Here is a 21,881-nt window from a genome sequence, read left to right as displayed (position 1 = left end):
CCTCTAAAATGGGAAAAGCGAACTACTAAAGAAACGAGACAGCCAACCTGCGCTTTGTGTTTCTTGAATTTGCCCTTTACCTGAATATTGAATTCGCGCATTGGCAATTCGGTTTGATGTTACTGTATTACTAGCTGAAACATCTTCTGGACGAACTAAGCCTTCAAGGCGAATAAACTCTTCGCCAGTGTTCAACGTAAGCCATTTTTCACCGCGAATAACTAAGTTTCCATTGGGTAAAACACGCATCACGTTTACAGAAATATCACCAAATAAGCTGTTTGATTGATTAGACTTTGAGTCACCTTTAAACGATGCCCCCGAGCCAATACCAAATTGAATACTATCACCACCAATGTTAACTGGATTACCTCCCAGACCAATTACTGGATCTAAACTCGCATCCGTTTCTTTATCTGTTTCGGTTTTAGCTGCTTTGGTCGCTTGAGTAGACTCTTGCAATTTAACAGTGATGATATCGCCAGCGCGTAGAGCCTTTTTATCTGAGTACAAGTCATTTGATGAATAACTATCAAACAACGACCCCGTTGGTACCATAGGCTCTGTTGTAGGCTCCGGGTACATAGGCGCATAGTAAGGGTCATCCTGAACCACATGATGATTTTGCGTTGTCATACAACCACCCAGCATTAATGCTGCCGATGTGACTAAGATAATATTACGCATGCTGCCTCCTACCCATTAAAGCTGCTGATTAATGTAACTAAGCATTTCATCAACCGCTGAAATCACTTTTGAATTCATTTCATAAATTCGTTGTGTTTCAATCAAGTTAACGAGCTCTTCTGTCACATTCACGTTAGACGTTTCAAGAGAACCTTGAACCACACTGCCTAAACCATCGATACCTGGGTTACCTTGCACAGGCGCACCACTAACAGCGGTTTCTGTGTATAAGTTTTGCCCCATGGGCTCAAGACCCGATGGATTAATAAAATCACTAATAGTTAGCTGACCAATTACCACATTGTCTGGTTGCCCTGCGATACGAACTGACACTTCACCGTCTTGCGAAACAGTGATTGATTGTGCATCATCTGGAACATTCATTTCAGGCTGCAAGGGAAAACCCGCTCCCGATGTCACAATTCGACCATCTTCGTCAGTCGTGAATTGACCATTACGTGAATAGGCAATATTGCCATCAGGTAATTGCACTTCAAAAAAACCAGGACCTGAAATCATCCAATCCAATGAATTTTCTGTGGTAAGCATGTTACCTTGTGAAAAGTTCTTTTGGTTAGCAACCACTTTGGCACCGGCACCTAGCATTAAGCCCGATGGCATTTCAGTGTCTTGTGACGAACGACCACCTGGTTGGTTAATGTTTTGATATAGTAAATCTTCAAATACGGCGCGGCTTTTTTTGTAACCGACCGTGCTGGCATTCGCGAGATTATTTGAGATCACCGAAATATCGGTTTGCTGGGCGTCAAGCCCGGTTTTACTGATCCATAATGCAGGATTCATAACTCTACCCTCTCAGTCATCTTAAACAATGCGTAACAGCTGATCTTGACGCTCATCGAGCTCTTCGGCTGTTTTCATCAATTTAACTTGTAATTCAAATTGGCGTTGATTGCTGATCATGTCGACCATTTCATGCACTGGGTTTACATTCGACATCTCAAGCGTTCCCGACAGTACTTTCACGTTCGGCGAAATATCACAAAAACCACATAGATCATTTACCAACATATCTTCTTTTGGTCGGAATAACCCGTCATTACCTTTTTCAAGCTGAGTGTTATCAGCCTCAATCACTTTCAGCCGATCAACTACTTCTAAAAAGTTAGCAGGCGCACCTTGTGGGCGAACCTGAATAGCGCCATCTTCACTAAACTCAACTTTCTCGATAGGTAACGGCAAAATAATTGGACCACCTTCGCCAATTACTTGACGGCCGTGGCTAGTGATCAACGCGCCATCTGGAGTAATGTTTAATGTGCCAGTTTTGGTGTACGCCTCATTGCCTGATGCATCTTGTACACTCAACCAACCACGGTCACTCATCGCGATATCAAGCTCGCGGCCAGTTTCAACAAAGCCACCCGATTCCATATTAGATCCAGGGCGTTCTTGCATTGCAAACACCCTAGATGGCAGACCTTCACCGAAGGCTTGCATAGAGCGAGCTTGTGCAAAATCAGCTTTAAAGCCAGTGGTGTTAGCATTAGCAAGATTGTTCGCCTTGAGTTCAAGACCTCGCAAGCTTTGCTTTGCACCCGACATGGCAATGTAGACCATTTTGTCCATAACATTGACTCACTAAAAATACGATAACTAAGAAATGCAATAAAAGTGCCAAAGTAAAATTGACGCTAAAATAGGAAAGAAAAATGAGGTCGGTAAAATGAAAAAAGGCTGCCAATAGAGGGAGCAGCCTTCGTGTCGGATTAAGCTTAGAGCCGCTAAAATTAACGGATCTGTAGGATATTTTGTTGTAGTGTTGAGTTAACCTCAAGCGCACGTGAATTTGCCTGGAAGTTACGCTGCGCACTGATCAAATCAACAAGTTCACTAGTTAAGTTAACATTCGACTGCTCAAGCGCTGATGAGTTAATTGAACCTAAAGTACCTGAACCTGGTTCACCGGCAATTGGCTCACCAGAGGTTAAGCTTTTCTTCCATGCCGTGTTACCCACTTGCTGTAAACCTTGTGAATTAGAAAAGCGCACCATTGCCACTTGGCCCAAGAATGAAGTATCACCATTACTGTAAGAAGCAACGATTTTACCATCTGTACCAATATCAATACCTGATAGACGACCTACAGTCGCACCATCTTGCTCTAGCGCTTTCACTTCAAAGTTACTTGCATATTGGGTCGGTATTTTATTCGTTGTACCAGCTTCATCGCGCCAATTGATGTTTACATCATCAGGGAAACTCGCACCGTTAGATAATAAACCAGATATACCGGCTGAAGGTATTGTTAATGGATTAAACGTAGCATCAGTATTTGGAGTCCCATCAGTGCTTTGAGGTAAACCACTTGAGTCAAACTGAAAAGTTGAAATAGGTGTATATGGCGACGCAGTTTGCTCAGTACCATTAGCAGCAAACGGCTTTTCATCAAGTGTTGCAAACACTTGCCATTCATTGTCATTACCAGTCACTGCTGCGTCAGTTTTAACAAAGAAGAACTGTAAAATGTGTGGCTCACCTAAAGAATCATACACCGTTGTTGATGTTGAACTGTTGTACGATGCACTTGTCTCTGGGTCAAATGGTGTAACTGCTGGCGTTAATGCACGCGAATCTAAGTTAAACGACGAATAAACATTGGTCGTAGCGCGTGGAGAACCTGATGCATCAGGAATTTGTAGCGCAGAAGATGTGCTTAAACTAACAGAAGTTGTATCACCCGTTGCTTCATCAACAGGGAAACCTTGTAAGTAGTTTCCGCTAGCATCCACAATAAAGTTGTCTTTATTAAGTTTGAACGCACCAGCACGAGTATATGTAAAATCTTGTGCACCTAGGTCATTTGCCATGGCAAAGTAACCTTCACCAGTAATTGCTAAGTCCAGTGAGTTATTAGTGAAAGATAATGAACCTTGGTGGAATTGCTGTGCCACCATTGTTGTTCTTACACCGTCACCATTTTTTGTTTTACCAGAACTAAATACTGATGATGCGTACACATCAGCGAACTCTGCACGAGACTCCTTAAAGCCCGTGGTATTGACGTTAGCAATATTATTTGCTGTAACGTCTAAATCTTTTTGCGCGGCTGCTAAGCCTGTTAATGCAATATTGAAGCTCATAACTCACCTCTAACCTATCTCTTAGCCTAAGCTAACCCAAACCTTTTTTACTTATGCGATTTCAGCTATATCAGTTAGCCTAACCGCACCCTCTTTTGTATTTACGATAATGCCGCTGGCGCCATTAATATTGACACTTTCAATATTCTTAAAGGTCGCCATTGGCATACTGCTGTAGTCTCCATTTACAAAGCCTTCAGCACTGATGTCATACTCACCTTCAGGGAGTACATTGCCATCGTTATCTTTACCATCCCATTCAAAACGAAGTGCACCCGCTGACTGCGAACCTAATTCAATCGTGCGCACTAACTGGCCCGATGAATCTGTTATTCTTAACGTTAGAGACTCAACGGCAGTTTCTGCAACTACCGACCCTTTAGCGAGATTTTCACCATCAAAATCAATCGTGTCAGACTCAAGTAACGCTTGCTTACCAACAAGGGTAGAAGCCTGTAACGCAGAATTTGATGTCATTGAAGCAGTCAGTGATTCAAACTTCTCATTTAAGTTTGAAATACCCTCAGCCATAGTGAAGTTCGTCATCTGCGCAATCATTTGATCATTATCAGCTGGCTTGCTTGGGTCTTGAAACGACAACTGTTGTGTTAAAAGTGAGAAGAAGTCTTCTTGCGTTAAAGTATCATCTTTCTCTTCTGTTTTATTTTGATTGTCTTGCCAACGTAAATTATCTAAATACGTGGATGACGCACTGCTGATGTCGTTACTCATAACTTATCCTCGGTTACCGCTGCCCAAGCAACAGTGTTTTACTTAACATTTGCTTAGCTGCATCAGCAACTTGCACATTTGTTTGGTAAGAGCGAGAGGCAGAAATCATATTTGCCATTTCTTCTACAACATTAACGTTAGGCTTATAGATGTAACCATTTTCATCAGCACTTGGATGGTTTGGGTTATATTCAATTTGCAGAGGCTTATCACTCTCTACAATGCCTAGTACTTTAACGCCAACAGAAGAGCCCTGAGGATTGCTTTGTGATGCTGACGCTTTAGTCAACTCTGCAGCAAAAACAGGATGGCGCGCTCGATACGTCTGATCTTGGCTAGAACTAATCGAATTCGCATTCGAGATATTACTGGCAGTAGTATTTAAGCGGACATTTTGCGCGCTCATACCGGTTGCTGAAATATCAAAAACATTATACAAACTCATGATTAAGCTCCTTGACTACCGAGGGCTTTTTTAAGGCCTTTAATTTTACTACTCATAAATTGCAGGCTTGCCTGATACTCTAATGAGTTCTGTACATACAAGTTTCGTTCCACTTGTATATCAACTGAGTTACCATCACCTGTATCTGCTTGATTTGGCGTACGAAACATTTCGGCATTACCAACAAAACGACTGCCTCCGGCAATATGTTTAGCATCGGTTCTTACCATACTATTGCCACCTTGCTGGTTGCTTTTTGCCGCTTTTAATGCCGAGGCAAAATCGATGTCTTTCGCTTTATAGCCCGGCGTATCAGCATTAGCGATATTTGTCGCTAATAACTCAGCGCGTTGTGAACGGATCAACATCGCATGCGGATGAACTCCAAATGCTTTATCAAAACTGATAGCCATAACCATCTCCAAAAAATTGACTCTGCAGTGAACAATGCAAAAGATAAGCCAAAAATAAGGAGTAAGTTTTATTTGTATAACAGACTGAAAAATAGATAAATTTAGCAACCTAAGGACTAGGTTGCTAAGGAGAGTTTACTTTTTTTGATAGATAATACCAGGGTTACAACGAACCATATCAAAGCTGTCACTAAGGCCCGCCATTGATTCAGATGCACCTAAAAATAGATAACCTTTAGGGTTTAAAGCTTGAGCAAATTGCGAAATGATTTTAGCTTTTACTTCTGGTGAGAAGTAAATTAACACATTACGACAAAATATAATGTCAAACTTGCCCATTAAGGCGTATGAATCTAGTAAGTTTAAATGTCTAAAGCTCACCATTTTGCGAATAGGTTCAACAACCTGAGCCATTCCATTACCGCTGTCCTTAAAGAACTTCTGACGTCGTTCCATCGACAAACCACGAGCAAGGGCTAACGAGTCGTACTCAGCGTTCTTACACATATCAAGCATGGTATTAGAAATGTCTGTGCCAATTATTTGCGCTCCCATCTTTAATACGCCAGGGTTTTTAGCCTGAAACTCAGCGACCGACATGGCAATAGAGTATGGCTCCTGCCCTGATGAACTTGCCGCTGACCATATTTTCAATGGTCGACGAACATCTTTAAGTTCAGGGAATAGCTTCGTTTTCAATAGCTCAAATGGGTATTGGTCTCGAAACCATAGCGTCTCATTGGTGGTCATGGCATCAACCACAGCGGCACGAAGCTGCCTCTCATGAGGACTTAAGGTTTTACTTACCAACTGTGATAAAGACTCGACATTAAAACGCGCCATAAGCGGCGCTAGGCGACTTTTTACTAAGTAAAGTTTGTTATCACCAAGCACAATGCCACATTGTTGTTCTAAGAAAGAGCGGAATTGATCGTATTCGCTTTGTTGTAAATGCTTATTTTCCAAAGTAATACCACCTATAAATAATTAATCACAATGAACCCACTTTTTCACAGCTGTTGCTAATTCATCTGGGTTAAATTTTGCAATAAAATCATCGGCACCTACTTTTTCAATCATTGCTTGGTTAAATACACCACTTAAAGAGGTATGCAAGATCACATGAAGAGGTGATAATTTTGGATCTGCTTTAATTTCGGCGGTTAAGGTATAACCATCCATTTCCGGCATCTCTACGTCAGATATCAATAAGCCAACGCGCTCAGTAATATCATTTTTACAATCAAGCTGAGCAATCTCACGTAAACGTAATAATGCTTCTTTGCCGTTTTTAGCTAACTCAGTTTGTACACCTAACGGTTCAAGCGCACGTTTAACTTGGTTTCGAGCTACCGCTGAATCGTCAGCAATAAAGACAATACGCTCACCTAAATCACGCTGAATTTCACCCTCACCAACCACTTCAGCACTCACTTCAGTGTTAACTGGACAAATTTCGTTTAAGATCTTTTCTACATCAAGTATCTCAACTAACTCATTTTCAATCTCAGTGACCGCTGTTAAGTATGAATAACGTCCCGCACCTGAAGGCGGTGGCATTATTTTTTCCCAGTTCATATTAACGATGCGCTCAACTCCGCCAACTAAGAACCCTTGCACTGAACGGTTGTACTCAGCAATGATGATAAAACTGTCTTTGATATTTTCAATTGCCGGACCACCTACGGCCATCGATAAATCAATAACAGAGATAGTTTGGCCACGAATGTGCGCAACGCCGCGAATATACGCGTTTGATTTTGGCATGTTAGTAAGTGGTGGGCATTGCAAAACCTCTCTTACTTTAAACACGTTGATACCAAAGCGTTGTCGCCCTCTGAGTTTGAATAATAGTAATTCAAGGCGGTTTTGCCCAACCAACTGAGTACGCTGGTTAACTGAGTCTAAAATGCCTGCCATTTCAATCTCCTAAAGATAAACAATCAGAGCTGGAACAATAATTGCCTTCTTTGTGTTAAAGCTACATAAGGTTACGAAGCGTCTGTTTTTTGACGCAAAATATTTATACCTTGTTTTCAACCATAAGCATAGTCGAAACAATATGAGTTTGTTAAAAAAAAGCCGAAGATACAGTGTTTTTTATTTTCTTACTAGCCTGTTGTTTGCAACACAACTGCAGGCAGAAGTTTATAATAACGAGCAACTTCAACAAATCGCTATCGATTTTGTTAGCGAACAGCTCCCTGATCTGGACACCAAACCACAAATAAGTGCTTTACCATTAGATGGTCGCATTCCTGAGAGGTTTTGTGAGTCGCCAATAAACAAAGAGTTACCAACAGAACCTCCTTTTAATCGGCAGGTAACTGTACAACTTAAGTGCCAAGACCTAAATAGTTGGACCCAATACGTCCATGTCCGCATAATTGAGCTCGAACCTGTGGTTGTTGTAACAACCAACCTTGCTCGTGGTGAAGTCATCCGTCCAGAGCATTTACGTGTTGAAATGAAACCAAAGCAGTTTGTTAGAACGCAATACGTACAAGATGAGTCTATACTTATTGGCAGCCGTAGCAAACGTAACTTGCGTGATGGCAGCCCTATTGTAATGCGTCAGGTGTGTATGGTTTGCAAAGGCGATAATGTCACTATTTATGCCTCATTACGCGGTTTAAGAATTAAGACCACTGGGATTGCTTTAGAAGATGGCACGTTAGACGAATTAGTACGTGTAAAAAACAAAAAATCAGGTAAAGTATTAAATGCACGTGTGGATGGGGTCGAGTCTGTACAAGTAAATATTTAATTTTTTATATTTATGCTAAAGTATCCGCTGTGCCCGCCGATATAAAGGCATATGTTGGGTAATGTATAGGTCAAAATTATGGTAAGCAATGTCAATAATGGTCAACAACAGCCTTCTGTGTTGACAAATACCAAGCAAAAGAAGCTTGATTTACAAAAAGATAATGCTAATGCAGCTGCTGCAAAGTCAGCCGCACCTAAAGCAAGTGCAGATTCTGTGAGCTTAACACCTCAAGCTAAACAGCTTAAGTCTTTGCAAGAAAAAGCTGAGCAATCATCTGGCTTTGACAGCAATAAAGTAGCTGAGCTGAAAAAAGCAATCAGCGAAGGTAAATACCAAATTGATGCTGAGAAGTTAGCAAAGAACATTGCTGCATTCGAGTTTGATGTCTATGGCTGATCATAATCATTTAATTGCCAGTAAACTAACACAACAAGTTTCGTGCTTAGAGTCTATTGCTGCGCTGTTAGATGATGAATTGACAGCCATTGCTGCAAAACGTGGCGATGGATTAAAGAGTATTGCCCAACAAAAAATCTCTCTGTTACAACAAATCCAAACAATTGATAAAGAAGTTCAAAAGCTTGTTGCGCACAATGATTCGCAAGATGACGAAGTGAGTTTACTTATCAAGCAAGTTAACACTTTACTATCAAGCTGCAAAAAGAAAAACGATGTTAATGCCCATGCAGCCCATCAAGCACAGCTGAGTGTTAAACAACTTAAGGATATTTTAATCGGTGCGCCATCATCGATGACCTACGACCAAGGCGGCAGTGTTATTCAAGGCGATAAGAAAATCGTTCACAACTTGAAAGCCTAAATACTATTTCATTAAAAAAGCGCGATAACTAAGTTATCGCGTTTTTTTATGCTTGCAGAATTTGCTGGACTTATGCGGCAAGCCAATAGGTTACAACTAGACTAAGTTGCACCTAATAATATGTTACTTTTTTCACTTGGCGCGGTTTTACTTCGCCGATGTATAAATCGTGCACTCGCTTCATATCAAGCTGTAATTCAGTTGCGTAGGTGTCCCCTACTGCATAGGTTTTAATAACCTGTGCACCTTTGATCACACCTTGTACTTGGCTTTGTAATTGATCATTATGAGCAATGCTGTTTTGCACTGTAGTGCCTGCGGAAATTCTTTGCCCGTAAACTTGCTCAGCAAGCTCGCGGTAAGCTTCAAGCTTTGAGGCTTTAATCGCAAGTAGAGTACGCTGCGATTCATTACTGCCAGGCTGAGCACTTATTGGCGCATAACCCACAGCTTTTAGCACCGGGTAGCTATCTGGCTCAATGTAAGTGTATTCTACATGTTTATCAAAAATACTACTGCAGCCTGTTAATGCTGCGCAGGCAACTAGCCCACCTAATAGAAGTACTCGCATAATTTGCTTCCGCTTAAAACTCTTGTCTACAAATATGCACGTTTAATGCCACTGTGGTACAGTCCTTGCTCATTTAGGTTATTCAATAGTTTTAATGCTAGGTGTCAGCATGAACAATAAAACAATAGCCTGCTTAAAAAGTCTTGGCTTAGCTTTTACAATTTTGTTTTCTAACAATAGTTTAGCGCAATGGCTTGAATCTACAGGCCATGCAGTTGTAAAAAATGGCGATACTAGCCAAGCCAAATCTGCCGCCATTAAAGATGCCATTACTCAGGCGTTAGTGTTTTCTGGCGCTCGAGTAAGCTCTGTACAGACTCTAGTTGACGGGGTTTTGACGCAAGATCAGCTGAAAATAAGTAGCCACGGTGAAATCCAGAAAATAGAATTAATCAGCGAAGATCGTCATAACGACACCTATGCTATTACGCTTCGCTTAGACATCTTTGCTCAAGCAGAAGAGTGCCCTGCAAACCAATACACTAAATTTATTGCTGTTACACAAAGCCAACTTGCCAATCGCGAGCAAGCACGTATGGGCCAAATTTTTGACGTAAACAAAGCAATAAGCGAACACCTATATAATAGCTTAAGCAATACACAAATGGCAGCTAAGCCAACGGCTTATTACAACATGCCGCTAAGGGTAGATCACTTTTTCACTCAGCAATACGATTATAGTAATGCACTACTTGAGGAAATCACTAGCCGAAGTAACTCGCAATATGTGTTACTAAGTCGTATTCGTGATTTGTCGGTCAACCATAAAATTAATAACGACTATGCATTTTGGCAGGATGACAGTTTTAAGCGTGCATATAAAGTTGATTATGTGCTCTTTGATGGCACAACTTACGAAAAACTTTGGCAAAAAAGCTACCAAACTGAAGGCATTTGGCCGTATAAAAAGACTGAGATCATCGATGTTTATAGTGACCGATTTTGGGCAACCGACTATGGCCAAGCTATTAGTGATATAAACCAAACTCTAACCTATGACTTACAAGCAGCCATGGCCTGCTTGCCCACGCAAGGTAAAATACTGCATATCGAAAACGATAGGCTGATTATAAACCTTGGTAAGGCTCATGGTCTCGAGCAAGGGCAAGTTTTAAATATTGCACACCATAATTACCTAACGGATGCACAGGGTAATAAACTCCCGCATAAAATCACGACACTTAATCAGGTAAAAGTGACTCAGCTTTATCAGCAATCAGCGGTTGCCATGAGTATAGATAAGCAACCACTGCCTAACATTCAAATTAACGATATTGTTGAGTTAGCTGCTAGCGAGTAAATGAGCTTGTAGGCCTTCATGAGCATTTAGCCAGTTAGCTAATTGCTCAACACCTGCTATGTGCGGGTAGTGCTTACGAGTTGCAATGACAATTTGGCGTTGCTGGTTTGGTGTTATAGCTAAGTACTTCACTCCTTCACGTGGTGTACATGCAAGCTTAGGAACAAAGGTTACCCCATCATCCATTGCTACCAGCGCGAGTAAGGTTTCTATACTGTTACCTTTATATTGATTCGAGACTTCAACCCCAGCTGAAAAACAAAATTGCTCTGCTTGCTCCTTAAAGCAATGCCCTTCATTTAACATTAATAAATCACAATCCTGTAATTGAGCTAAAGCTACTTCAGTGTGTTCTGCTAATACGTGTTGCTCTGACACCGCGACCAAAAAATCTTCTTTATAAAGCGGTGAAACATGATAAGGCGCTAAATCGGCTACATCAGCAACAATTGCAATATCAATCTCTCCATTATCAAGGGCCAGCAGCGTTTGTGCTGTTTGCATTTCAGTAAATGAAAATTGGGTTTCACTGAAAGCTTGCTTCATTGATGTTAATAGCGTTGGCAGTAAATAAGGTGCGATGGTAGGAATAATCCCTACATTTATTTTACCTTTTAGTGGATCGTGTGAGCTGGCGGCAATTTCTTTGAGCACTTGCGTTTGCTCAAGAATAAATGTGATCTGTTTAAGTAATTGCTCACCTTGAGCGGTGATTGTGACCTGCTTAGTTGAACGGTCAAAAATAACAACACCCAATTCTTGTTCAAGCTTTTTAACTTGCCCGCTTAGCGTAGGTTGGCTGATATAGCAGGCATCTGCTGCTTTTCTAAAGTGCTTGTACTGTGCAACCGCTTTTACATATTCGAAGTCTTTTAAATTCATAACCGCACCTTTAATAGCTTTTATCTATCATATCAATACAAACAAACGATTGGAACTATCAAAAATTAAACCGCATAATAGCACTCAACAAATCAAGAGGAATCAAAACAATGTTAAACAATATCGAAGGCCAAAAAGTACCAAACGTTACATTCGCAACACGTGTAGACGAGCAATGGAAATCCGTTACTACTGACGAAATCTTTAAAGATAAAACGGTTGTGCTATTTGCATTACCTGGCGCATTTACACCTACTTGTTCATCAACACATTTACCACGTTATAACGAGCTTGCTGCTGTATTTAAACAAAACGGGGTTGATGACATTGTCTGTATTTCTGTAAACGATACATTCGTGATGAATGCTTGGGCACAAAACCAAGAAGCCCAAAATATTACCCTACTACCAGACGGCAACGGTGAGTTTACTGACGGCATGGGTATGTTAGTTGATAAAAACGACTTAGGCTTTGGTAAGCGCAGCTGGCGTTATTCTATGCTTGTAAAAGACGGCGTTATCGAAAAAATGTTTATTGAACCACAAAAGCCAGGCGACCCATTTGAAGTATCTGACGCTGATACCATGCTTGAATACATTAACCCTGCGCAAATAAAACCAGAGTCAGTGAGCATTATTACGAAACCTAATTGCCCATTCTGTACAAAAGCTAAAGCATTATTAGAAGCAAAGGGTTATGTGTACGAAGAAATTATATTAGGTCAACACGCATCATTAACCAGCTTAAAAGCGATTTCAGGTCGTGAGACAGTACCGCAAGTATTCATAGGCGGTGAGCACATTGGTGGCTCTGACGATTTAGAAAAACACTTTGCATAATTTTCAAGTTGGGGCTGCTGAATGCAGCCCTTATATTATTTAAAAACCTACAACCCATTGATTAAAAAGCAAATTAACTAACTGGTCTGCTCTCGCCATCACCGATATTTATATTCAAAATACCAACATCTTAGTTACCAATTTATTACATAAAGCAAAGAATGAATCTAAAATGTCTGCAGCTACATTTACTTAAACCGTAACGAAATTAAGATGATTTAATTGGAATATACAATGAAAGAACTAATACAAGGATTGCTCCTTTCCTTGCTATGTTTCGGTGGCCAAGCTCATGCTGCGTCAACTGGTACTATCGATTTACTCACCCACCCTGTTGGCATTATATGCCTTGTTATTTTTATCTTTGCTTATGTGCTCGTCATACTCGAAGAACAAATTCACTTACGCAAATCAAAACCCGTATTGGTTGCAGCCGGGATTATTTGGACCCTTATAGCTTGGCAGTACAGTGCACAAAACTTATCTGATCTTAGTACCGACGCATTTCGTCACGCCTTGTTAGAATTTTCGGAGTTAATGCTATTTTTGCTCGTTGCGATGACCTACATCAACGCCCTAGAAGAGCGTCGTTTATTTGATGGCCTAAGAAGTTGGCTGGTTGCGAGGGGCTTTAGCTACAAACAATTATTTTGGATAAGCGGTGTACTGGCATTTTGTATTTCACCTGTAGCCGATAACTTAACTACTGCCCTACTTTTATGTGCAGTGGTAATGAAGGTAGCAGCAAATGATAATCGCTTTATTGCTATGTCGTGCGTCAATATTGTAATAGCCGCAAATGCCGGTGGCGCATTCAGCCCATTTGGTGACATCACGACACTCATGGTTTGGCAAGCCGATGTTGTTGCCTTTACCGAGTTCTTTGTTTTATTCCTACCAGCTTTAGTCAGCTATATTATTCCTGCATTTGTTATGTCTTTATTTATCAATAACCGTCACCCGGATACGGCCGATGAAGATATTGAACTTAAACGCGGTGCGCTTCGCATATTGTGCTTATTCTTACTGACAATACTCACCGCGGTGGTGCTAAAAACCGCCTTTGGTTTACCACCGGTTGTGGGCATGATGATGGGCCTTGGCTATTTACAGTTTTTTGGTTACTTCTTACGCGTGACACTCCCCGGCTCTCTTGCCAGAAAGCGCGCCATGGCAGAGCGTGAAGGTGACAAAGAACGCTTATCTCGCTTAGGTAACGTTGTTCCTTTTGATGTATTTAGCCGTGTATCAAGAGCCGAGTGGGACACGCTCTTGTTCTTCTATGGCATCGTTATTTGTGTTGGTGGCTTAGGGTTTATCGGCTACTTAGCGCTGCTTTCTGACTTACTTTATAACAATTGGTCTGCTACCGGTGCGAACATTATTCTTGGTTTAATGTCAGCCGTTGTAGATAACATTCCTGTGATGTTTGCGGTGTTACAAATGATGCCTGATATGTCGCACGGTCAATGGCTGCTCATCACTTTAACAGCCGGAATTGGTGGTAGCCTGTTATCAATTGGCTCTGCGGCAGGGGTTGCACTAATGGGTCAAGCGCGAGGGATTTACACCTTTAATAGCCACTTAAAATGGTCACCGGTTATTTTACTCGGTTACTTTGCAGGTGTATTAACTCACTTATATCTCAATACTGCCTACTTCAGCTAAACCTCTGTAATGTTAAAGTTAAAACCCTAATCGTTTTTAGGGTTTTAACTTTGAACACTCCACAATGAGCGGTTTATAAACAGCAATGTCGCAATAAGCGGTGTTTTTGTCGCAAAAAGTCAAGATTAAGGCAGGTACTTTACTTTAGTCTAGTAATTCACAAATAAGGTGAATTGAGGACACACATATGAGCCAAATGAATTCTGTTGCCATGCAAAATGGCAAGTTGCATGTAAAACAAATTGATATTCCCACTCCTGGACCCGGCCAAGTACTCGTAAAAAGCCTAGCTTGCGGTATTTGCGGTTCAGATATTCATATTACACGCCACACCAGTGATGTATTCGATATCTATAAAAACCTTGGCATCATGGCAAAAGATGCTGGCGATGACCAAGAAGTGTTATTGGGCCATGAATATGCGGCAGAAATCGTCAGCTACGGCCCAAATACCAAAGGCGAACTTGCTAAAGGAACCCGTGTAACCTCAGTGCCAATCTTACTCTCTGCTGGCGGTGCTGGCGTAGGTGTAACTCCAGGGCTGTATGGTGCCTATTCTGAATACTTTATCGTTGATGAAGCTTTGTTGTTACCTATTCCTGATGCAGTTCCATCAGAAGCGGCAGCCATTACAGAACCACTTGCTGTTGGCCTGCATGCAGTGAACCGCGCACAAATGCATAATGATGATGTTGCAATCGTAGTTGGTTGTGGCCCAATTGGCCTTGCCGCGATTGCCGCATTAAAGTTACAAGGCGTAAAACACATCGTTGCCTCTGATCCGCAAGAAAGCAAAAAACAAATTGCCCTTGAATTTGGCGCTACTGAATATGTTAACCCTATGGCGGATGATGAAGTGGCTAAAGCCGCTGTGCTTGCAGGTAGCAACAAGGTAGTTATTTTTGAATGCGCCGGTGTCAGCCGCTTATTAAACGACTACATTTTACGTGCGCCAGCAAAAGCAAAAATCATTGTAACAGGTGTACATACTGCACCACTTAACGTTAATTTTGCCTATGCAACTGTCAAAGAGTTAGACCTTATTTTCTCTTATTACTATCAACCAGAAGAATTTGCTCAATCACTCGAGAACATCGCTTCAGGTAAAATTGCATGGCAAAAAATGCGCACAGGAAAAGTCGGCATCGATGGCGTACAAGCTGCCTTTGATACCTTGTTTAAACCAAACGACCATATCAAAATCATCATTGAACCATGGCGCACAGGTGAGCTTAAAAAAGTAACGGGTTAATTAAGCTTCGGGGGTGCTGAGGTAACTTGGTAGCCCCTACAGGAATCGAACCTGTAACTGCCCCTTAGGAGGGGGCCGTTATATCCATTTAACTAAGAGGCCACTCAAAAGCTGAGGGATTGCTTGTAACTTGTAACTTGTAACTTGTAACTTGTAACTTGTAACTTGTAACTTGTAACTTGTAACTAAAATTATAACGGTCTAAGGCTTTGCTAATCAAGGAGAATAAACCAATCGACTCGAGAATAGCCGATTAGTGTAATGCAAGAGCTAATTAACGCTAGCTGTTGCAGATTGGATTGACTCATTTTTTAGCACAAAATACGGGATCACTTTTTGTGCGCTGGCAATAACAAGTTTTGAGTTTAAATTAATCACTCGAGCATTCACTTCAACGCCGTTAGGGCGATATATAAGCGTGCCTGTAAGTACATGGCTGGCAATGCGACGCTCGGCTAACTCTTCTATATCACGCGACATCACAAAATCACCACGTGAGGTCACACTAATTACATCCATCGCTTTAAAATCAACAACCCCAAAGCCAAATTTTTGCAGCTGGTGCAGCATTGTTTCCGACAGTTGATTACCAAGTTGAGAGCTGGTTTTTAAGCTTGCATCTAAATCCACAAAAGAAGTAATAGCAATTCCTAACTCACTTTCTTGTTGCATAGTATCAACTAACTCAAGCGCCATTTGCTCGACATAATTTACAACTGTTTTATGATGTTGATATGGCACAAATAGACGATGGTTAGCGTTATCCTGCTGCATGTCGTTTTGTTCAACTGCTTGCAGCATAGCAACGTAATCTAACTGACCATTTGCTGAAGCCTGTGCGTTTTTCGGCTCTGCTGATTGCTCTGGCAGCAATTGGCAGCCGGATAGCGCGAGCGTTAACGATGCTAAGATAAAACCTTTCATAGCTTACTCACTTGCTTGTTTTAGTGTAATACCATCACTACGGTTGGTGCTATCAAGGGCATCAACCACTGATTGCGGGATAAAACCCTGCGCTGACCCTACAACTGCTTTACTTGCTAAGCCAACAATACGGGCATTAACGAGCACACCACTTTGATGATTAACCAAGGTACCTGCCAATACATAATTAAAATTTTGATCTTGGCTTAGCTCTAAATAATCACGACTGAAAACATAGTCACCACTTGGCGTGACACGCATATAATCAGTAGTTTTAAAGTCAATGACAGGTACACCAAATGCGTGCAGTTCATGAATGAAACTTTCGGCAATTTGATTACCTAGCAAATTCGTTGAGTTGTAATCAGCATCAAGGTACACAAAACTTGAAACAGCAACCGGCGTGGTATCGCTAACATATTGCAAATTTTCAACTAAGTCTTGCATGATGCCACGCACATAATGATTAATATTTTTACGCGTTGGTGCAGCGGTAAAAGTGCTGTTGTTCATCACTGCCTTATTAGTTTGGAACACACTGTCGTTACTATGCGGCGCGGCGACTTCTCTTTGCGCAGCTAACTGAGGCTCATTATCTTGCTGTGTTGCATCACCTGATAACATCGAAGAGCAACCAAAGCCTAAAGGCAAACATAAAGTTAAAATTAAACGTTTCATTAAATGAGTTCCTCTTAATATTCGCTTCGATACAACTGACCATCACGCTGCTGAACTTTTTCAGCTCCCCACATGACATTAATGGGGATCTCGGTGCTTGCTGCTGACACTATTCGCAGATCTTTGGTATTTACCAATCGGGCGTTAACTATGTAGGCATGTTGTTGCCGCGTCAGTGTGCCGGTAATAACAAAGTCAATATTCTGACGTTGACGTAAGGTATTTACATCACGACTAAGTACACTATCGGCCGATTGCTGCAAATTTAAAGTATTTTCTAACCGATACTCGATAGTATGAAAACCAAGCTGAGTAAATTGCGTTAATAAACTTTCTTGAATTTGCTGACTTAAGCCACTGCCCTGATCTTCTGCTAAATCAGTTCCTAAGCCATCAGCCATATAAAAACTGGTAACAGCAATACGAGCATTACCTTTATAAGGGCCTTGAATACGGCTCAACTGACTGCTTAAATCAGCAACGTATTGATGCACCGTATATGGTGCCATTGGCGATTTTGGGGTTTCTCTAGGGGGCGCACTTTGTGGCTCTTCAGTTAAGCTACAACCCACCAACACTAAAAAAACTGAATAAAATAACAGGCGCATAATTGCCATCCTCACTAAACTTAGTAAGTACAAAGCAATAATTATGCCTAAGTATTATTATTTGCTAGATATAGCTAGATAATAGTGAAGCAAGAAACTCTGTGATTAAAGGAAGTAAGCCGCTTTGTAATGGATCTGTTTTAAGTTATTAATCGCTACTCAGACTGAGTATGTGAGGTTGTTAAAACAGGAATAGCAAAGTTAGTTGACGCAAAAGCAGTAGCTACAGCACCTGTCCAACAAAAGGAGCTGTCACACAAGTCTGCCCTAGCTTTTTTACTATTTCACAAAATGCAGTAGCTTGAGTATAGTTTGTAAATGGACCAGCTCTTAGTCCATACACGGTTACGCCTTTGTACTCACGCTTTTTAAAACGAAAATCCAGGCCATGCAAAACATCAGGGTAGTCTCGCTTTAGCTCTAATACACGGTGACTTACTTTTGTCGGTGTTAAATATAAACCTAATTGCACGCCCGGTTCTACTGCTTTGGCTGCTGCAATAGCTGCGCTTTGTGAATGCGTAAATGGTTGCTCAGGCTGGCTATGCTCTTGGCTCATCATACATGCTGTTAAAACAGTTAAGCTGATGGCTATCAATAGGTATTTAGAAAAAATAGAAAAATGCATGATTACGTCGATTCTCAAAAACAGGCTTAAAACATAGCAATAAAAATGCCACCTTTAGAATGAACTTTAACCCTAAAAATATATTCGGTTGTCAGTGTAGTTACCAACCCAGCAATCAATTCCTTGCCGCTTAATAGCCTCACAATCGGCTTTGGCATTTTTCAAGTACTTATAACGGCCAAACTTAAGGCGATAATAAGTATGCTCATTTACTTTAGCAACTTCGATATTAAGTATCGGTTTTCCTTGGAAGATATTCGGCGCACGCTTAACCATTTTTTTAAATGAATAGGCAAGGCTTTGTTCTGATTCAACAGACATAAGCTGTAAAGCAAAACTGTAATTGTGCTCAGGAAACTCCGTTTTGTTTGATGGCTCAGAGACAGAGTTGAGATCGTTATCTTGAATCTGCTTAACATTTTCAACTGATTTATAGTTTATTGCTGCTTTATCTGGGCTCGTTTGAATTAGTACACTAAAAGTATCTGATTGCTTAAACGCTTTGTTAAAAAGGTAAGTAATATTAATATTTTTATTTTTAAGAATAGAAGGCAATGGGTTATTACTACAGCCAGCTACAGCTAGTAACACCATCAGGTATAAACTGTAACGCAAAGACTTTAAGTAACATTTCATAATCAGGATTCTTTAAAGTACCATTAAAATTAGCTTCTTATTAAAAGAAGAGCATATTGTTAGTACTTACCTGTACATCAACACTTAAAAGATAATTTGAGATATAAAACGTAACCACTAACGTATTAACGTTTCGACTATAACCTTTGTGTTAGTTATTTTTGGAAAACAGCCATAAACGAAACTATTCATTTACATTCAATAGTAACAATGCGTTAAGACAAAGGTATATCAGAAAAATCCTTTATTGGGTAATGATCGACAATTGTAAGGTTTATGTAAATCATAAAAAAGTGCCATATAGACACTTTTATGAGGTAATTTTTGACTAGAAATCTAAATTGCTTATTTTACCAGCGACTTTATGAAGTCTGTAAGCTCACCTTTGAATTCATCACGACGCAGTGCAAACTCAACAATCGCTTTTAAATAACCAATTTTACTGCCGCAGTCATGGCTTTTACCTTTCATTGAGTAGGCATCGACAGTTTCTTTTTCCATTAGCATAGCAATCGCATCTGTTAATTGGATTTCATCGCCTGCGCCTGCAGGAGTTTTTGCAAGTAATGGCCAAATATTTTTGCTCAATACATAACGGCCAACAACAGCAAGATTTGAAGGTGCTAGCTCAATCGGAGGCTTCTCAACCATGTTTAAAATTGCAGCACTTTCACCTTGCTGGATTTTTACATCACCTAAGTCCACTACACCAAATTTATCTACTTCATTTTGCGGAACAGGCTCCACCATAATTTGGCTCTCACCTGTGCTTTCAAAGCGCTGGATCATTTCGGCTAAGTTATCTTTTTTAAGGTCGCTGGCCACATCATCAATGATCACATCCGGTAAGATAACTACAAATGGTTCATTACCTATGATAGGTGCTGCGCAGTTGATAGCATGGCCAAGGCCTTTAGCTTCACCCTGACGAACTTGAATAATCGTTACATCTTTCGGGCAGATTGATTGTACTTCTGCAAGTAACTGACGCTTAACACGCTTTTCAAGCGTTGCTTCTAACTCAAAACTGGTATCAAAGTGGTTTTCTATTGAGTTTTTACTTGAATGCGTCACTAAAACAATTTCTTTAATTCCTGCAGAAATTGCTTCATTTACAACGTATTGAATCAGTGGTCGGTCAACAATAGGAAGCATTTCTTTAGGAATTGCTTTTGTCGCAGGTAACATACGCGTGCCAAGACCAGCAACTGGGATCACAGCTTTCATTGATTTCTCCTTAAATTTTATTGTTCTTACACTGAAAACGGATACTTAATTGCATCGTGACACTGATAACCTACTACTTCAAAATCGTCTTTTGTAACCCAGGTTTCAATGTCTTCAAGTGATTTAATGTTTGGGTTTATTTTTAATTCTGGTGACGCGAAAGGCTCACGCTTTAGCTGCACATCACGCATCAACTCAAGTTGGTTTTCGTAAATATGTGCATTGGCTATCTTATGATACGCCTTACCTGGTTTATGTCCGGTAATTTGTGCAACTAAAGCAAGTAGCACAAAACATTGTATCTGATTAAAGTTTAAACCTAGCGGCACATCGCAGCTGCGTTGGTATGAAGTTAAGTATAGAGTATCACCTAACAAAGAAAAGGTGTGCGTGTGCATACAAGGGCGTAAACAGCCTAGCTCAAACTCACCTGGGTTATAAAAAGTGACTATTTCACCGCGATCATCTATGCCTTTAGATAAGTTATCGATAACTTTTTTAAGTTGGTCTAGATGACTACCGTCAGGGCGCTGCCAGCTGCGGCCTTGAACACCATAGACACGCCCCATATCATCTTCACCACGACGATGTGGGTTTTCAAGCCAAGCTTTGTTTTCGTTTGCGTTTGCATTCCAAGTCATACAGCCGATATCACGAAACTGTGCAGCACTATCGTAACCTCGTAAGTAACCAAGTAATTCAGCTATGGCGGCTTTGTAAAAGCTTTTGCGTGTTGTAATTAGCGGAAACTTGTTATTCGCTACATCATACTCAAGATCAGCGTTAATAACGGTTAAACATTTGGTACCTGTGCGTTTATTCTCAACCCACACACCTTCGTCAACTATGCGCTGACATAAATCTAAATACTGTTTCATTGATTAGCTCATGTTATGCTTTGCTTGCCACGCTGTGTTGCGGCTTTTTATAGGCCCATATTAACAAACCAAGACCACCAATTACCATCGGCAATGACAGTATTTGCCCCATTGAAATAACGCCTGCGAATAAACCTAAATGGGCATCTGGCTCTCGGAAATATTCAACAATAAATCTAAACACACCATAGCCAAGCAAGAACACCCCAGCAACACTTCCCGCTGGACGAGGCTTTTTAATAAACCATTGTAAAATTAAAAACAGCACCAGACCTTCTAAAAAGGCTTCGTACAGTTGAGATGGATGACGAGGCTCTGGCCCACCTGTAGGGAAGATAAACGCCCAAGGTACGTCAGTCACTCGGCCCCACAGCTCACCATTAATAAAGTTACCAATACGTCCTGCTAATAAACCGAGTGGCACTAATGGCACCACAAAGTCACCTACTTCAAATAATGACTTTTTACGTGTCCAAGCAAATATGGCGATTGCGGTAATCACACCTAAGGTACCGCCATGGAACGACATACCACCTTGGTCAATTCTGAATAAATACAGTGGGTTTTCAATAAAATAGCTGAACTGATAAAACAACACATAACCAATACGACCACCGAGTATCACACCGAGCATGCCGTAAAATAACAAGTCGCTTACTTGTTCTTTTGTCCAACCTGAGTTTGGTTTTTCAGCTTGACGATTAGCAAGCCACATTGCTAAAGCAAAACCAATTAAATACATCAAACCGTACCAACGTACGCTGAGCGGGCCTACCGAAAAAATAACCGGATCGATATCTGGAAATTGAAGAGCCATAA

General features: G+C 40.8%; 26 protein-coding genes and 1 tRNA gene. 7 read left to right on the top strand and 20 right to left on the bottom strand.

All coding sequences use genetic code 11. The features are described 5' to 3' along the window. Positions 1–3: 3 nt before the first annotated feature. From flgH to J3455_RS04200, 9 genes are all read right to left on the bottom strand, one after another. Positions 4–687: a flagellar basal body L-ring protein FlgH gene (gene flgH / locus J3455_RS04240; protein WP_130052106.1), complete on the bottom strand. Its 684-nt coding sequence runs from the start codon at positions 685–687 to the stop codon at positions 4–6. A gap of 15 nt (positions 688–702) precedes the next feature. Next, entirely contained in the window at positions 703–1,491 is a 789-nt protein-coding gene (flgG, locus tag J3455_RS04235) for a flagellar basal-body rod protein FlgG (RefSeq protein WP_130052107.1), read from the bottom strand. 21 nt (positions 1,492–1,512) lie between these two features. Further along, positions 1,513–2,277 carry a flagellar basal body rod protein FlgF gene (locus J3455_RS04230; protein WP_054553307.1) on the bottom strand — a complete coding sequence of 255 codons (765 nt, stop codon included), beginning with the start codon at positions 2,275–2,277 and terminating at the stop codon, positions 1,513–1,515. A gap of 161 nt (positions 2,278–2,438) precedes the next feature. Further along, on the bottom strand, positions 2,439–3,791 hold the full coding sequence (gene flgE / locus J3455_RS04225) for a flagellar hook protein FlgE (protein ID WP_349561184.1): 1,353 nt from the start codon (positions 3,789–3,791) through the stop codon (positions 2,439–2,441). 51 nt (positions 3,792–3,842) lie between these two features. After that, positions 3,843–4,523: a flagellar hook assembly protein FlgD gene (locus J3455_RS04220; RefSeq protein WP_062566777.1), complete on the bottom strand. Its 681-nt coding sequence runs from the start codon at positions 4,521–4,523 to the stop codon at positions 3,843–3,845. A 13-nt stretch (positions 4,524–4,536) separates the two neighbouring features. Continuing rightward, the gene (gene flgC, locus J3455_RS04215; RefSeq protein ID WP_130052110.1) at positions 4,537–4,968 is read right to left on the bottom strand and encodes a flagellar basal body rod protein FlgC; all 432 of its coding nucleotides are present in this window, start codon (positions 4,966–4,968) and stop codon (positions 4,537–4,539) included. A 2-nt stretch (positions 4,969–4,970) separates the two neighbouring features. After that, positions 4,971–5,381 (bottom strand): flagellar basal body rod protein FlgB, encoded by a 411-nt coding sequence (flgB, locus tag J3455_RS04210; protein ID WP_130052111.1) that lies wholly within the window; start codon positions 5,379–5,381, stop codon positions 4,971–4,973. Positions 5,382–5,516: 135 nt separating this feature from the next. Then, complete coding sequence (locus tag J3455_RS04205; RefSeq protein ID WP_130052112.1) at positions 5,517–6,347, bottom strand: CheR family methyltransferase; 831 nt, start codon at positions 6,345–6,347, stop codon at positions 5,517–5,519. A 21-nt stretch (positions 6,348–6,368) separates the two neighbouring features. After that, on the bottom strand, positions 6,369–7,301 hold the full coding sequence (locus tag J3455_RS04200; protein ID WP_130052113.1) for a chemotaxis protein: 933 nt from the start codon (positions 7,299–7,301) through the stop codon (positions 6,369–6,371). A 142-nt stretch (positions 7,302–7,443) separates the two neighbouring features. Here J3455_RS04200 and flgA point away from each other — a divergent pair, with 142 nt between their 5' ends. The 3 genes from flgA (at position 7,444) to flgN (ending at position 8,971) form a co-directional block, all read left to right on the top strand. Continuing rightward, positions 7,444–8,148 (top strand): flagellar basal body P-ring formation chaperone FlgA, encoded by a 705-nt coding sequence (gene flgA, locus J3455_RS04195; protein WP_130052114.1) that lies wholly within the window; start codon positions 7,444–7,446, stop codon positions 8,146–8,148. Between the two features lie 78 nt (positions 8,149–8,226). Further along, entirely contained in the window at positions 8,227–8,547 is a 321-nt protein-coding gene (flgM, locus tag J3455_RS04190) for a flagellar biosynthesis anti-sigma factor FlgM (protein ID WP_054553314.1), read from the top strand. Further along, positions 8,540–8,971, top strand: coding sequence for a flagellar export chaperone FlgN (flgN, locus tag J3455_RS04185; RefSeq protein ID WP_349561181.1), 432 nt, complete (start codon positions 8,540–8,542; stop codon positions 8,969–8,971). The genes flgM and flgN overlap by 8 nt, the downstream gene beginning before the upstream one ends. A gap of 112 nt (positions 8,972–9,083) precedes the next feature. On the opposite strand, the gene J3455_RS04180 is transcribed toward flgN, so the two are convergent. Continuing rightward, positions 9,084–9,542: an LPP20 family lipoprotein gene (locus tag J3455_RS04180; RefSeq protein WP_130052116.1), complete on the bottom strand. Its 459-nt coding sequence runs from the start codon at positions 9,540–9,542 to the stop codon at positions 9,084–9,086. Positions 9,543–9,651: 109 nt separating this feature from the next. On the opposite strand from J3455_RS04180, the gene J3455_RS04175 reads away from it, so the two are divergent. Further along, positions 9,652–10,842, top strand: coding sequence for a flagellar assembly protein FlgT (locus J3455_RS04175; RefSeq protein WP_349561179.1), 1,191 nt, complete (start codon positions 9,652–9,654; stop codon positions 10,840–10,842). Here the strand turns inward: J3455_RS04175 and J3455_RS04170 are convergent. Continuing rightward, entirely contained in the window at positions 10,825–11,724 is a 900-nt protein-coding gene (locus J3455_RS04170; RefSeq protein ID WP_239977807.1) for a LysR substrate-binding domain-containing protein, read from the bottom strand. The two genes, J3455_RS04175 and J3455_RS04170, sit on opposite strands and share 18 nt — an antisense overlap. 110 nt (positions 11,725–11,834) lie before the next feature. Between J3455_RS04170 and J3455_RS04165 the strand changes: the two genes are divergently transcribed. The 3 genes from J3455_RS04165 to J3455_RS04155 all read left to right on the top strand — a co-directional run bounded on the left by J3455_RS04165 (position 11,835) and on the right by J3455_RS04155 (position 15,483). Further along, complete coding sequence (locus J3455_RS04165) at positions 11,835–12,563, top strand: glutathione peroxidase (protein WP_130052119.1); 729 nt, start codon at positions 11,835–11,837, stop codon at positions 12,561–12,563. Positions 12,564–12,797: 234 nt separating this feature from the next. Beyond that, positions 12,798–14,231 carry a sodium:proton antiporter NhaD gene (gene nhaD, locus J3455_RS04160; protein ID WP_349561177.1) on the top strand — a complete coding sequence of 478 codons (1,434 nt, stop codon included), beginning with the start codon at positions 12,798–12,800 and terminating at the stop codon, positions 14,229–14,231. A gap of 187 nt (positions 14,232–14,418) precedes the next feature. After that, entirely contained in the window at positions 14,419–15,483 is a 1,065-nt protein-coding gene (locus J3455_RS04155; protein WP_349561175.1) for a zinc-binding dehydrogenase, read from the top strand. A 27-nt stretch (positions 15,484–15,510) separates the two neighbouring features. On the opposite strand, the gene J3455_RS04150 is transcribed toward J3455_RS04155, so the two are convergent. The 9 genes from J3455_RS04150 to lgt all read right to left on the bottom strand — a co-directional run bounded on the left by J3455_RS04150 (position 15,511) and on the right by lgt (position 21,879). Further along, positions 15,511–15,585, bottom strand: a tRNA-Arg gene (locus J3455_RS04150). 168 nt (positions 15,586–15,753) lie between these two features. Continuing rightward, positions 15,754–16,407, bottom strand: coding sequence for a FlgO family outer membrane protein (locus tag J3455_RS04145; RefSeq protein ID WP_130052122.1), 654 nt, complete (start codon positions 16,405–16,407; stop codon positions 15,754–15,756). Positions 16,408–16,410: 3 nt separating this feature from the next. Further along, positions 16,411–17,085, bottom strand: a complete 675-nt coding sequence (locus J3455_RS04140; protein ID WP_178926690.1) for a FlgO family outer membrane protein — start codon at positions 17,083–17,085, stop codon at positions 16,411–16,413. 14 nt (positions 17,086–17,099) lie between these two features. Continuing rightward, positions 17,100–17,693 (bottom strand): FlgO family outer membrane protein, encoded by a 594-nt coding sequence (locus tag J3455_RS04135; RefSeq protein ID WP_130052124.1) that lies wholly within the window; start codon positions 17,691–17,693, stop codon positions 17,100–17,102. Between the two features lie 223 nt (positions 17,694–17,916). Continuing rightward, positions 17,917–18,321, bottom strand: coding sequence for a hypothetical protein (locus J3455_RS04130; protein ID WP_349561172.1), 405 nt, complete (start codon positions 18,319–18,321; stop codon positions 17,917–17,919). 72 nt (positions 18,322–18,393) lie between these two features. Beyond that, positions 18,394–18,957: an SPOR domain-containing protein gene (locus J3455_RS04125; protein ID WP_239977802.1), complete on the bottom strand. Its 564-nt coding sequence runs from the start codon at positions 18,955–18,957 to the stop codon at positions 18,394–18,396. A gap of 345 nt (positions 18,958–19,302) precedes the next feature. Then, the gene (gene galU / locus J3455_RS04120; RefSeq protein ID WP_239977801.1) at positions 19,303–20,184 is read right to left on the bottom strand and encodes a UTP--glucose-1-phosphate uridylyltransferase GalU; all 882 of its coding nucleotides are present in this window, start codon (positions 20,182–20,184) and stop codon (positions 19,303–19,305) included. Between the two features lie 26 nt (positions 20,185–20,210). After that, positions 20,211–21,062 (bottom strand): thymidylate synthase, encoded by an 852-nt coding sequence (locus J3455_RS04115; protein WP_054562236.1) that lies wholly within the window; start codon positions 21,060–21,062, stop codon positions 20,211–20,213. Between the two features lie 13 nt (positions 21,063–21,075). Continuing rightward, positions 21,076–21,879 carry a prolipoprotein diacylglyceryl transferase gene (gene lgt, locus J3455_RS04110; RefSeq protein WP_130052128.1) on the bottom strand — a complete coding sequence of 268 codons (804 nt, stop codon included), beginning with the start codon at positions 21,877–21,879 and terminating at the stop codon, positions 21,076–21,078. Positions 21,880–21,881: the final 2 nt, after the last annotated feature.

Origin of the sequence: Pseudoalteromonas sp. NFXS39 (assembly GCF_040148775.1) — a bacterium.
GTDB lineage: Bacteria > Pseudomonadota > Gammaproteobacteria > Enterobacterales > Alteromonadaceae > Pseudoalteromonas > Pseudoalteromonas apostichopi.
This window is presented reverse-complemented; position numbering and strand designations above follow the sequence as displayed.